We start from the raw sequence: 11898 nt of genomic DNA, 5'->3' as shown, positions 1-11898 counted from the left end.
CGGAAGTCGGTCGGTCGGGCTATTCGTCGTCGGGTCCGGGATCGGACGCATCGACGTCGGACGGCGGATCTGCGCCCGCTTCGATCCACTCCGGCGCGTACAGACACCGGGAGCGCGGCCCGAGTGTTCCGTCGCCGACGGACTCGAGGGGCGGCTCGCGGCGACGACACTCTTCGGTGGCGACGGGACAGCGGGGATGGAACGCACAGCCGGCGGGCGGGTCGGTCGGGCTCGGCGGGTCGCCCGCGAGCGCGTCCCGATCCGCGACCGCCGTTGGAACCGGATCGTCCCGGTCGCCCGGAAGCGACGCCAGTAACGTCGCCGTGTACGGGTGCGTCGGGTTCGAGAGCGTCCGTTCGGTCCGGCCGACCTCGACGAGTCGGCCGAGATACATCACCGCGACGCGGTCCGCGACGTGGCGAACGACGTCCAGGTCGTGGGAGACGAACAGGCACGCGAGCCCGAGTTCGTCACGGAGATCGGCCAGCAGGTTGAGGATCGTCGCCTGCGTCGAGACGTCGAGCGCCGCCGTCGGCTCGTCGAGGACGAGGACGGACGGCTCCAGCGCGAGCGCGCGAGCGATCGCGACCCGCTGGCGCTGGCCGCCCGACAGCTGACGCGGGAACCGGTCGGCGTACTCGAGCGGGAGATCGACGAGCGAGAGGAGTTCCGCGACGCGGTCCTCTCGCCGAGTTGCGGCCCATCCGGCTTCGATCAGCGGCTCGGCGATCGACTCCCCGACCGTCCGCTTCGGATCGAGGCTCGTGCCGGGGTGCTGGAAGACGACGCCGATCTCGGCGCGCTGGTCGTCGGTCCGCGCGTCGACGCCGCCGACGGCGGTCCCGCGGAGCCTGACCGCGCCGACGGTCGGCTCCTCGAGGCCCGCGATCAGTCGCGCGAGCGTCGACTTGCCGCAGCCGCTCTCGCCGACGAGGCCGACGGTCTCCCCCGGCCGCAACGCGAGCGAGACGCCGTCAACGGCCGGCACGCGCTCGTCGGTTCCGAAGAGTCGATCGAGCAGCGCGTCCGATCCCCGGAACGACTTCTCGACGGCCTCGAGTTCGACGATCGGCGTCCCGGCCGTCGGATCGTCGTCCCGTCGAACGCGCTCGCCCGTCCGCGCGTCCGCGCCGCCGTCGACGGCCAGCGCCGTGTCGGCGGTCGTCGCCGTCCCCGTCGCCTCTGACGTCGATTCCGGCTCTGGGTTCGGGTTCGCAGCCGCCCCCTCGAGCGTCGACTCGCGGGCGTCCGGAACGCCGCAGGCGACCGTGTGGTCCTCACCCACCGAAACGGTCGGCTGCGCGGTCGAATAGCAGTCCTCCCGCGCGAACGAGCAGCGATCGGCGAAGGCGCAGCCGTTCTGCGGGCGAGAGCCGTCCGACGGCGAGCCGTCGATCGTCGGCAGTCGCGTCCCCGGCTTCGACCGACGGGGGAGACAGCCCAGCAGCGCCTTCGTATAGGGGTGGGCCGGGTTCGACCGCAGGTCGTCGACCGGACCTCGTTCGACGACGGTCCCGTCGTACATGACGACGAGCCGATCGCACAGCTCCGCGACGACGTCCAGATCGTGGCTGATGAGCAACACGCTCATCTCCCGTTCCTCGTTGAGCGCCGCGAGCCGCTCGAGGATCGCCGCCTGCGTCGTCGTGTCAAGCGCCGTCGTGGGCTCGTCGGCGATCAGCACGGAGGGGCGACGAGCGAGCGCGATCGCGAGCATCACTCGCTGGCGCATCCCGCCGCTGAACTGGTGCGGATAGTCGTCGATTCGCTCCGCCGGTCGGGGGATGCCGACCGTTTCCATCAGGTCGAGGACGTCCGATCGCAGCGCCCGCGAGCGGAGCCGCGAACTCGCGCCGAGTATCAGTTCCCTGAAAAACGGCTGCCGGTCCGGATCGCTGCGTACGCGTAGCGCCTCGGCGATCTGTTCGCCGACGGTGTAGACCGGGTTGAGCGACGTCGAGGGGTCCTGAAAGACCGTCGCGAGCTCCCGGCCGCGGAGCCGCCGCAGCGTCCGGTCGTCGGCGGTCGTCAGCTCCCGGCCGTCGAACCGGATGTTCCCGTCGACGATCTCGCCCGGCTCCTCGAGCCGAACGATCGATCTCGCGGTGACCGACTTTCCGGAGCCGCTCTCGCCGACGAGACCGACGATCTCGCCGGGTTCGATCCGGAACGATGCGCCGTCGACCGCACGGACGGGCTCCGATCCCGCCCGGGAACGGAACCGAACGTGTAAGTCGTCGATCTCGAGTAGTGCGTTCATGGTCAGGTCCGCCTCCGATCCGCGTCGTCTACGTGATCAGGATCCAGTACGTCCCGCAGCCCGTCGCCCAGCACGTTGAAGCCGATAACGGTCACCGCGATCGCGACGCCGGGCGCGGTGATGAGCCACGGCGCCGACCGGAGGTAGTTGCGGCCGTCGGCGATCATCGTGCCCCACTCCGCCGTCGGGGGCTGTGCGCCCAGTCCGAGGAAGGACAGGCCCGCCGCCGCGAGCACGACGGTCCCGAGGTTGAGCGTCGCGAGGACGAGCACCGGGCTCGCGACGTTCGGGAGCAGATGCCGCGTGACGATCCGTCGCCGGGGCGTTCCACAGAGCCGCGCCGATTCGACGAACGGCCGGTCCTTGACCGCGAGGACGCTGCTGCGCACGACGCGTGCGTACGAGGCCCAGCCGACGGCCGAGAGCGCGATCACGACGTTGCGCACGCTCGGGCCGAGCGTCCCGGCGATCACGAGCGCCAGCACGAGCCCCGGGAAGGCGAGTTGGACGTCGACCAGCCGCATCAACGCGGCGTCGACCAGTCGGCTCCCGGTCGCCGCGAGCAGGCCGATCGCCGTCCCGACGACGAGGCGAACGAGCGTCGCGCCGACCGCCAGTGCGAGCGAGATCCGGGCGCCGTAGACCAGCCGCGTCGCGACGTCGCGCCCGAGCGCGTCGGTTCCCAGCGGGTGGGCGAGCGACGGCCCCGCGAGGCGCCGCTCGAGCGCCTGGGCCGTCGGATCGTAGGGAGACAGCATCGGACCCACGACCGCGACGATCGCGAGGAGACACACGATTGCGCCGCCGAGCCGAATGTTGCCGTTCGATCGATACCGGCGGCCGAACCGGCGCCGAACGAGGCGTCGCCCCCGCTCGAGGAGCGCTCGCAGGCGGCGCGTCGGTCGGCGACGCCACGTCTCACGGTCGCTCATCGGCGATCGTCCCCTCCCCCGCCGCGTTCGATCCGCGGGTCGAGCGCGACGTACGCGAGATCGACCAGTTGGTTCGTCACGACGAAGGCGAACGCCGTCACGAGGACGACCCCCTGCACGATCGGGTAGTCGCGCGCGAAGATGGCGTCGACGAGCAGCGTTCCCAGTCCCGGTCGTTGAAAGACGACTTCGACGACCACGGCGCCGTTGAGGACGAAGCCGAACTGGAGGCCGACAATCGTCACGACGGGAACGAGCGCGTTTCGCAGCGCGTGTTTGTAGACGACGAGCCGTTCGCGAACGCCCTTCGAACGGGCGGCCGTCACGTACTCGGCCTCGAGGACCTCGAGCATCGACGTGCGAACGAGGCGAGTGATGACCGCGGCCATCCCGGTGCCGAGCGTGATCGCGGGGAGCACGAGGTGGGAAAGCGTGCCGGCGCCGGAGACGGGCGTCACTCCGAGCCGGAGCGAGCAGACGAGGATCAGCAGATAGCCCAGCCAGAAGTTCGGCATCGAGACGCCGACCAGCGCGGCGATCTGGCCGGTCCGGTCGATCCACGTCTCGTGGTGGACGGCGCTGACGACGCCCAGCGGGACGGCAACTACCAGCGCGACGGCCGTCGCCGCCAGCGCGAGTTCGAGCGTGTTCGGCAGGTGCTCGACCAACAGCGACGTGACGGGTTCCGACTGGTAGTACGACGTTCCGAGGTCGCCCCGAACCGCGTCGCCGAGCCACGAGAAATAGCGGACGACGAACGGCTCGTCGAACCCGTGTTCGGCGCGGAAGGCCGCGACCTCGCGCTCCGACGGCGGGCTCTGTCGCTGCTCTCGGAGGATCGTGTGCGCCGGATCGCCGGGCGTGAGGGAGACGAAGCCGAACGTGACGAACGAGACGGTCGCCATGACCGCCGCGAGCGATCCGAGTCGGGCGAGGAGGGCTCGTATCATCTCAGTTTCCGGCGCTCGAGAACGAGGGTTTCGAACGACTAGTCGATCGCCGGGACGTGAGCGTTGCGGACGTGCCGCCGTTCGGCGGTCGGCCCGAACCGCGAATCGGCGACACGGGACACGACGGAGCCGTCTCTCGTCGCGACCATCGCGTCGCGTTGGTTTCCTCGAGTCGTGCTGCGTCGATTGACACGGTAATCAAATCCACTTTAGTTAACTAAACTTCACCTGATTATATTGAACACTTTGGTCGGATTCTCGATTCGCCGTCTCGCGAATCGCGATCCGTCTCGCACGCATTGTATTGTGATGTCTATAGTAGAAATTAATAAAAACTGCTATTTTAACTTCTTGCTTAATAACCGAGTGAGAGCGGTCTCAGGGCCGAACGATAGAGCAAACGGAAACCGAAACGGAAGCGGAGAGCGCGGATGAGCGGATACAACGGTCGCGGAGAACGACCGTGTCGCTAAGGGCCGCCTCGGCGGCTATTCTAGACGAACCGGGTAGACAAGGCCCTACGGTCCCATACTGAAGTCCTCGACCGTCAGAGCGAGGTAAATCTCAAGCCGACTCGACCCGGGTTACCGTCCCGATTCGGTCGTAGCGGACGCTCCCCTCGCCGGGCGGTTGACCGTCGAGCTCGAGGTAGCCCGGTTCGATACCCGTCACCTCGCCGGTGACCTCGGGGTCGTCGCCGCCGGTTCGGTCGCGCTCCCAGACTTGGACGACGTCGCCGACCGTTACGTGGTCACGGACGAGCTCCGCGGCGCGCTCCTGATCGGCGTCGCGTGGAACGGTGAGTTCGGTCATGTACCAGGGAAACCACGGCCACGCGGGTAAGTACCCCCGCGTCAGGTGACGGCTCCTTATAACTCTTCGAACGACGGTTTTTGTGTAATCGGCCCGAACGGAAGGGTATGACGACCATTAAGGACAGCGTGCACGACCACATCCGGATCGACGGAGTCGCGGGGGATCTCCTCGATACGCCCGAACTCCAGCGACTCCGCCGGATTCGCCAACTCGGGACCGTCTCCCTCGTCTATCCCTCCGCGAATCACACGCGCTTCGAACACAGCCTCGGCGTCTACCACCTCGCCTGCGAGGCGCTGGAGCACCTCAACGTCGACGGGCGACAGGCCGAGCGCGTCCACGCCGCCGCGATCCTCCACGACATCGGCCACGGGCCGTTCAGCCACAACCTCGAGCCGCTGACCCACCGGCGAACAGGCCGGTACCACGACGACGTGCACGACCTGCTGACCAACGGCGAGATCGGATCCGTGCTTCGCGACCACGATCTGGCGCCCGACAGGATCGCGGACCTGATCGCCGGCGAGGGGCGATTCGGTCAGCTGGTCTCGGGCGAACTCGACGTCGACCGGATGGATTACCTAGTACGGGACGCCCACCATACGGGCGTCCCCTACGGAACGATCGACCACGGCCGGCTGGTCCGCGAACTGACGTTTACGGACGGCGAACTCGTCCTGGACGAGGGGAACGTCCAGACCGCCGAGAGCCTGCTGGTCGCGCGGGCGCTGATGAACCCCGCCGTCTACAGCCACAGCGTCGCCCGGATCAGCAAGGCGATGCTCCGGCGGGCCGCCGAGCGGCTGCTCGACGCTCCCGAAACGGATATCGACGCGGCGACGCTCCAGCGGATGGACGATCACGACCTGATCGCCGCCCTGCGCTCCTGTTCGGCGACGGAGACATTCTCACGCCGGCTGGACCGACGAGATCTGTACAAGCGGGCGGTGTGGGCCGAGATCGACGACGTGCCGGGCGGAATCATCGAGGCCGACCACGAGGCGGTCCGCGAGTTCGAGCGGGAGATTGCCGACGACGCCGCGGTCGATCCCGAATGCGTTATCGTCGACATCCAGAGCCGGCCGTCGATGAAGGAGTCGACCTCGAGGGTGGTCGTCAACGGCGATATCCGCCGGCTGGGCCAACAGTCGCCGCTGGTCGAGGCGCTGCGCGCGGCCCAGTACTCTCAGTGGCGACTCGGCGTCTACTCGCCCCCCGAGATGCGCGAACGGGTCGGGCGGGCGGCCGTCGACGTCCTCGGACTCGACATCGACGGCGCGCTGGTCAGCGAGGTCCGGAACGGCCTCGACGCGACGCTTGACCAATTTGTCGACTGAGCCGAAGCGACGACGGGTTCGAGGCCGCCGGCGCACGCGCGTCCGTCCCGAACCAGGGTCCCAGACCGCCGGGACCGGTGGGTTGAACGGACTCGAGGCCGATTCCCCTCCCGATGCGAGCCGCAGCCTTCACCGATCTGATCGGCCCCGAGGGAGTGAGCGTCATCGAGCAACCGGATCCCGAACCCGATCCGGGCGAGGCCACCGTCGACGTCGCCGCCTGCGCGATCAACCGCCACGATCTGTGGATCCTCGAGGGCGATTCGGCGATGGTCGATGCCGACGACCTCCCGTTCGTGACGGGGCTGGACGTCGCCGGCGTCGTCGGCGAGGTCGGCGACGACGTTAGGGCCGTCGAACCGGGCGACAGGGTCGTCCTCTGTCCGAACCAGACCTGCGGGTCCTGTCGGTTCTGCCGCGAAGGGCCGGAGAATCTCTGCGAGCGCTTCTCGCTGTACCACGGCGGACTCGCGGAGACGGCCCGCGTCGAGGCCGATCGACTCGTTCCGCTTCCCGACGGCGTGAGCGCGACGACCGCCGCGGCGATTCCGACGGCGTACATGACCGCGTTTCACATGCTCCGGCGGGCCGACGTCGGGCCGGGCGACCTCGTCTTCGTCCCCGGGGCGACCGGCGGCGTCGGCGTCGCCGCCGTCCAACTCGCCGACATCCTCGGCGCCCGGACGATCGGGACGTCGTCTTCGGAGTCCAAACTCGAGCGCGTCGCCGAGCTGGGACTCGATCACGCGATCCAGGCGACCGAGCCCGACGCGATCCGCGAGGCAGTCGAGGCGATCGGCACCCCCGACGCGGTGATCAACCACCTCGGCGGCGAGTACACCCGGCTCGGCCAGGAGGTCATGCGCCGCGGCGGAACGATGGTCGTCTGTGGCCGCACGGCCGGCGGCGAGTCGACGATCGACGTGCCGGACCTCTTCCTCGGCCACAAGCGCGTCGTCGGCTCCACGATGGGCACGCAGGACGATCTGCGCCGACTCGTCGAACTGACCGCCGACGGCGACCTCTCGCCGGTGATCGACGAGACGTTCCCGCTCGAGGCGACCGGCGAGGCGTTCGCGACGATGCAAGACCGGGAGAGCGTCGGCAAACTCGTCGTCGAACCGGAGAGCGATCGGTAGCATCGGCTATCGACGCAGTTCGGCTACGGAGCCTCCGCCCACGTGGTTCACTCGGTCGAGCCCCTCTCCGTGGGTGGGACTGAAAGGGATGACCCGCTAGCGAAAGCGCCAGCGGGTCAGGGCTTTCGGTGGGACTGAAAGGGGTGTCCGGGCTCGAGTCGCCGACTCGAGCCCGGACGGGGCTTTCAAGCCGGAGCTATTTCCCCGTACTCGGTGTCCGTCGGCTATGACCGAGATCGCCATCACGGGCGCATCGGGTCGGGTCGGCAGGCAGTCCATCGAGGCGTTCGACGACGAGACGCTCACGCTCTTCTCTCACAGCGAGAGCGAGGATTTAGACACCGAGACCCTCGAGATCGCGGACCGCGACGAGTTCGTCGAGGCCCTCGAGGGGCGGGATATCGACGTCCTGATCCATCTGGCGGCGAATCCGAGTCCGCGGGCCGAGTGGGACGAGGTGCGAGAACCGAACGTCGACGGCGTCTACAACGCCTTCGAGGCCGCCGCGGAGAACGACCTCGAGCGGGTAGTCTTCGCGAGTTCGAACCACGCGGTCAACATGGGGAACGTCGTCTCGCCCATCCGGCCGGAGTCGACGGTCGGCAAGCCCGACATCGTCCGGCCGGACGACGAGATGGATCCCGACACCTACTACGGCGTCACCAAGGTCTTCGGCGAGGCGATGGGTCACTACTACGCCAACCGCCACGGGCTGGACGTGGTTAACCTGCGGATCGGCTGGCTGCTCTCGGCGGACGAACTCGAGGAGGAAGTCGCCGACCGCGACGGCGCCGGCGAGCGGTACGCCCGCGCGATGTGGCTCAGTCCCGGCGACTGCCAACAGGTGATTCGCGCGGCCGCGACGACGGCCCTCGAGTCGACGCCGCTGACCGCCCACGGCATCTCCGACAACTCGGAGCGGTTCCTCTCGCTGTCGGAGACGATGCTCGAGCTGGGGTATCGGCCGCAGGACGACTCGGCCGACGTCTTGGGTGGCGAGTAGGTCGTCGAGCTCGAGTTCGCGCTATCGATGGCGCACTCGGGGACGGAGCGACGATCGTCCGTCGCGGGACCGTAAGACCGATTAGCGACAGGTTCCTACCCTGATGTATGGCCACAGACGTCGCCGATTCCACGGGGATGGGCCCGAACCTGCAGATGTCGCTGTTCGGGTACGTGATGGCGGCTATCCTCGTGATCGTCATGATCCCGTTGTTGCCGGTGCTGATCCCGGCGTATCTCGTCTGGCGGGCGTTCTTCGCGCCCGACGAGTTCGAGCACAGTTTCGAATCGTGGCGCCGCGAGTCGGGCAAGCCGCCGAGCGGGTCGTAACCGCTCGAGCGTCCCGTGGCGATTGGAGAAGAACCGCGTTGGATCGAACGCGTCTGCGCGCGGTCCGCTGCTTTTCGAACGGCTAGTCGTCGGCGCTGGCCGCGGTCAGATCCGCCGGCGGACTACCCGGCAACTCGTCCCGATCGTGGGGCGCCTCGAAGTCCAGATCGGGGCCTCGAGCGACGATTCGGTGGGGGTTCACGTCGGGGTGGGTCGTGTAGTAGTGTTCCTTGATGTGGTCCATGTTCACCGTCTCCGCGACGCTGTCCGTCTGGTAGAGATCGCGCAGGTACGGCCAGAGGTTCTCGTACTCGCGGATGTACTGAACGTTACACATGAAGTGCGTGTGGTAGACGTTATCGAACCGAACCAGCGTCGTGAACATCGCGACGTCGGCCTCGGTCAGCCGATCGCCGGCGAGGTAGCGCTGGTCTGCCAGCACCTCGTCCCAGTGGTCGAGCGCCGCGAAGAGGTCGTCGACGGCCTCGTCGTAGGGTTCCTGTCTGGTCGCGAAGCCGGCCCGGTAGACGCCGTTGTTGATCGGCTCGTAGATCTCGTCGATGATCCGGTCGACCTCGTCGCGGTAGCCCTCGGGGTAGAGGTCGACGTCCCGGTTCGCGTAGTCATCGAACTCGGTGTCGAGCATTCGCATGATCTCTTCGGACTCGTTGTTGACGATGGTTTCCTCTCGTTTGTCCCAGAGGACGGGCACCGTCACGCGGCAGGTCGCGTCCGGATCGGCCTCCACGTACAGCTCTCGGAGGTAGTCGGCGCCGCGAACGTGATCGCGCGTACAGCCCTCCTTTTCGGGCGTGAACTGCCAGCCGTCCTCGTCGCGGTAGGGGTCGACGATCGAGACCGAAATCGCGTCCTCGAGTCCCTTCAGCGCCCGCGTCACGAGTGTCCGGTGGGCCCACGGGCAGGCATAGGAGACGTAGAGGTGGTACCGTCCGGCCGCGGGCTGGAACGTCGCGTCGGGATCGTCCCGAACCCGGTCGCGAAACGTCGTCTCCTGTCGCTGGAACGAGCCGTCGCCGTCGTTGGCCTCGTACGCGTCGGTTCGCCACTCGCCGTCGACGAGCATGTTCATGGTCGAGTAAAGGGGCTCGAGGCTCAAAGACTCTCGCTAACACCGGTGTTACCGCGGTGGATCGTCGACGAACGTGTCGCCGCCCGCCGCGGTTATCTGGGAAATCCGTCGTATTCGGTCCGTTCACCGGTTTCGTAGTAAGACTTTTCAGCGATCGTTGGATTATACCGTATCGTGACTTTCGATGAGTGGCGGTAGTGACGGTCCACCGGATGGCGACCCGACGGATACGTTCGTCGAGGGAACGGGCGACGAAGAGCCGCGAATAACCTTCTACGGCGGACGGGGCATGAGCGCGCTCCCGATCGGCGTGTTCATCGTCTGGGCGATCGTCCAGACGGCGCTGTGGCGCATCTCGGATACCGGCGGGTTGATCGTCGGGATGCTGTTCGGACTCGTGATCGGAATGTTCTTCGTCCGCGGGAACTGGGCGTCCTACGCCAACACGATCTTCGAGGGAATGACCCAGCCGGTCGCGGTGACGGCCATCGTGGCCTGGATCTGGGCCGGCATCTTCGCACAGCTGTTACAGGACGGCGGCTTCGTCGGCGGCCTCGTCTGGCTCGCCGATCTGGCCGGCGTCGGCGCGGCGCTGTTCCCGGCCGCCACGTTCGTCCTCGCGGCGCTGTTCACGACGGGTATCGGGACGGGCTACGGCGCGGCCGTCGCGTTCGTCACGCTGTTCTTCCCGACCGGCCTTCTGCTGGGGGCGAGTCCGGTGCTCACGTTCGCCGCGATCCTGTCCGGTGCGATCTTCGGCGACAACCTCGCGCCCGTCAGCGACACGACGATCGTCAGCGCCGTCACGCAGGACTCCGACATCGGCGGCGTCGTCGCCTCGCGGTTCAAGTACGTCATCATCGCCGCCACGCTGACGTTCGTCGGCTACGTCGTCGCGGGACAGACGATGGGTGGCATCGAGACCGGCGCGGGCGCCGCCAACCTCCTCGCCGAGGCGAGCGATCCGATCGGACTCGTCCACCTCGTCTCCATGGGGATCGTGATCGGCGCGGCGATCGCCGGTCGACACATCGTCGAGGCGATCTCGTGGGGGATCGTCGTCGCCATCGCGTTCAACCTCGTGCTCGGACTGGCGGGTATCGGCGAGATCGTCACGTTCTCCGCGCCGGCGGACGCCCCGCTGGCCCAGCCGCTTGCCGACCTGCCGATCCTCCAGATCGTCGACGATGCGGACGCGGTCGGCGTCTCCGGCAGCGTCATGGAGGGCGCGTCCGGCTTCTTCGAACTCTCGATTCTCGTCTTGCTGATCATCGCGGCCGCCCAGATCATGATCCGGGGCGGCGCGTTCCAGGCGATCCTCGACTGGTCGCTCGAGAACCTCGCGACGAACGTCCGCAACGCCGAACTCACGATGGTCGCCTCGGCGGCCCTGATCAACGCGATCATCACGATCAACACGGCCGCGGAGGTCGCGATCGGTCCCTACATCTCGAAGATCGGTGAGCGATTCAACTTGAACGGCTACCGCCGGGCGAACATCTTGGACGGTCAGACCGCCGCGCTGGGGTACATCTTCCCGTGGTCCGGCGGCGTCCTCGCCGGCTACCAGGCGATGGAGGGACTGCCCGGTGAGTACGAGTGGCTCGATCAGGGGATGCTCGTCACCCCGATCGACGTCGTTCCCTACGTCTTCCAGGGCTGGCTGCTGGTGGCGGTGTTCGTCGTCGCGGCGATCACCGGCTTCGGCCGCGAGTACGTGACCGACCGCGAGAGCGAGGAGGTGGCTCGCGTATGAGCCTCTTTAGCAAGTACCTCAAGGGCTGGCGGTTCCGCAGTTCCGAACCGACGTTCGAACCCGGCGACGAGATCAGCGTCTTCGTCGCCGAAACCAACGGGACCGACGGCCGCGCCTACGTCGGCGACACCCGCCTGACCGTCGAGGGGGCTGGTCCGGAGACCGTCGAGAAACGCGTCCGGGTCCGCGTGACCGAGTTCGACGACTCGTCGGCGACCGGCCGCGGCGAGTTGCTCGAAGTCGTCGGCGAGAGCTCCTACACCGGCTGACGACCGTCGACGACGGG

General features: G+C 67.7%; 11 protein-coding genes. 6 read left to right on the top strand and 5 right to left on the bottom strand.

Annotated features, from left to right (window positions below; all coding sequences use genetic code 11):
* Window positions 1–19 precede the first annotated feature (19 nt).
* The 4 genes from C477_RS11670 to C477_RS11655 all read right to left on the bottom strand — a co-directional run bounded on the left by C477_RS11670 (window position 20) and on the right by C477_RS11655 (window position 4955).
* Window positions 20–2260 (bottom strand): dipeptide ABC transporter ATP-binding protein, encoded by a 2241-nt coding sequence (locus tag C477_RS11670; protein WP_008894693.1) that lies wholly within the window; start codon window positions 2258–2260, stop codon window positions 20–22.
* A gap of 2 nt (window positions 2261–2262) precedes the next feature.
* The gene (gene nikC / locus C477_RS11665; RefSeq protein ID WP_008894692.1) at window positions 2263–3192 is read right to left on the bottom strand and encodes a nickel transporter permease; all 930 of its coding nucleotides are present in this window, start codon (window positions 3190–3192) and stop codon (window positions 2263–2265) included.
* Window positions 3189–4142, bottom strand: a complete 954-nt coding sequence (gene nikB / locus C477_RS11660; RefSeq protein ID WP_008894691.1) for a nickel ABC transporter permease — start codon at window positions 4140–4142, stop codon at window positions 3189–3191. Before nikB ends, nikC begins: the two co-directional genes overlap by 4 nt.
* 564 nt (window positions 4143–4706) lie before the next feature.
* The gene (locus C477_RS11655; protein ID WP_008894690.1) at window positions 4707–4955 is read right to left on the bottom strand and encodes a hypothetical protein; all 249 of its coding nucleotides are present in this window, start codon (window positions 4953–4955) and stop codon (window positions 4707–4709) included.
* Between the two features lie 107 nt (window positions 4956–5062).
* Here C477_RS11655 and C477_RS11650 point away from each other — a divergent pair, with 107 nt between their 5' ends.
* The 4 genes from C477_RS11650 to C477_RS11635 all read left to right on the top strand — a co-directional run bounded on the left by C477_RS11650 (window position 5063) and on the right by C477_RS11635 (window position 8766).
* Complete coding sequence (locus C477_RS11650; RefSeq protein ID WP_008894689.1) at window positions 5063–6295, top strand: HD domain-containing protein; 1233 nt, start codon at window positions 5063–5065, stop codon at window positions 6293–6295.
* Window positions 6296–6408: 113 nt separating this feature from the next.
* Window positions 6409–7434: an alcohol dehydrogenase catalytic domain-containing protein gene (locus C477_RS11645; RefSeq protein WP_008894688.1), complete on the top strand. Its 1026-nt coding sequence runs from the start codon at window positions 6409–6411 to the stop codon at window positions 7432–7434.
* A 226-nt stretch (window positions 7435–7660) separates the two neighbouring features.
* On the top strand, window positions 7661–8437 hold the full coding sequence (locus C477_RS11640; RefSeq protein ID WP_008894687.1) for an NAD-dependent epimerase/dehydratase family protein: 777 nt from the start codon (window positions 7661–7663) through the stop codon (window positions 8435–8437).
* A 107-nt stretch (window positions 8438–8544) separates the two neighbouring features.
* The gene (locus tag C477_RS11635; RefSeq protein WP_049914498.1) at window positions 8545–8766 is read left to right on the top strand and encodes a DUF7535 family protein; all 222 of its coding nucleotides are present in this window, start codon (window positions 8545–8547) and stop codon (window positions 8764–8766) included.
* Window positions 8767–8848: 82 nt separating this feature from the next.
* Here C477_RS11635 and C477_RS11630 read toward each other — a convergent pair whose 3' ends face one another.
* A complete protein-coding gene (locus tag C477_RS11630; protein WP_008894685.1) occupies window positions 8849–9856 on the bottom strand; it encodes a glutathione S-transferase family protein in 1008 nt (335 codons plus the stop codon).
* A 184-nt stretch (window positions 9857–10040) separates the two neighbouring features.
* On the opposite strand from C477_RS11630, the gene C477_RS11625 reads away from it, so the two are divergent.
* A complete protein-coding gene (locus C477_RS11625) occupies window positions 10041–11612 on the top strand; it encodes a Na+/H+ antiporter NhaC family protein (RefSeq protein ID WP_008894684.1) in 1572 nt (523 codons plus the stop codon).
* Window positions 11609–11881, top strand: coding sequence for a DUF7513 family protein (locus C477_RS11620; RefSeq protein WP_008894683.1), 273 nt, complete (start codon window positions 11609–11611; stop codon window positions 11879–11881). Before C477_RS11625 ends, C477_RS11620 begins: the two co-directional genes overlap by 4 nt.
* The last annotated feature ends 17 nt before the right edge of the window (window positions 11882–11898 follow it).

The sequence above is a fragment of the Haloterrigena salina JCM 13891 genome (assembly GCF_000337495.1).
Taxonomy (GTDB): Archaea; Halobacteriota; Halobacteria; order Halobacteriales; family Natrialbaceae; genus Haloterrigena; species Haloterrigena salina.
Note: the sequence above shows the minus strand (reverse complement) of the source record. Positions and strands in the feature narration are given on the sequence as shown.

Excerpts from the sequence above, each read along its gene's own strand:
- C477_RS11670 (WP_008894693.1), bottom strand. The coding sequence starts at position 2,260 with ATGAACGCACTACTCGAGATCGACGACTTACACGTTCGGTTCCGTTCC.
- nikC (WP_008894692.1), bottom strand. The coding sequence starts at position 3,192 with ATGAGCGACCGTGAGACGTGGCGTCGCCGACCGACGCGCCGCCTGCGA.
- nikB (WP_008894691.1), bottom strand. The coding sequence starts at position 4,142 with ATGATACGAGCCCTCCTCGCCCGACTCGGATCGCTCGCGGCGGTCATG.
- C477_RS11655 (WP_008894690.1), bottom strand. The coding sequence starts at position 4,955 with ATGACCGAACTCACCGTTCCACGCGACGCCGATCAGGAGCGCGCCGCG.
- C477_RS11650 (WP_008894689.1), top strand. The coding sequence starts at position 5,063 with ATGACGACCATTAAGGACAGCGTGCACGACCACATCCGGATCGACGGA.
- C477_RS11645 (WP_008894688.1), top strand. The coding sequence starts at position 6,409 with ATGCGAGCCGCAGCCTTCACCGATCTGATCGGCCCCGAGGGAGTGAGC.
- C477_RS11640 (WP_008894687.1), top strand. The coding sequence starts at position 7,661 with ATGACCGAGATCGCCATCACGGGCGCATCGGGTCGGGTCGGCAGGCAG.
- C477_RS11635 (WP_049914498.1), top strand. The coding sequence starts at position 8,545 with ATGGCCACAGACGTCGCCGATTCCACGGGGATGGGCCCGAACCTGCAG.
- C477_RS11630 (WP_008894685.1), bottom strand. The coding sequence starts at position 9,856 with ATGAACATGCTCGTCGACGGCGAGTGGCGAACCGACGCGTACGAGGCC.
- C477_RS11625 (WP_008894684.1), top strand. The coding sequence starts at position 10,041 with ATGAGTGGCGGTAGTGACGGTCCACCGGATGGCGACCCGACGGATACG.
- C477_RS11620 (WP_008894683.1), top strand. The coding sequence starts at position 11,609 with ATGAGCCTCTTTAGCAAGTACCTCAAGGGCTGGCGGTTCCGCAGTTCC.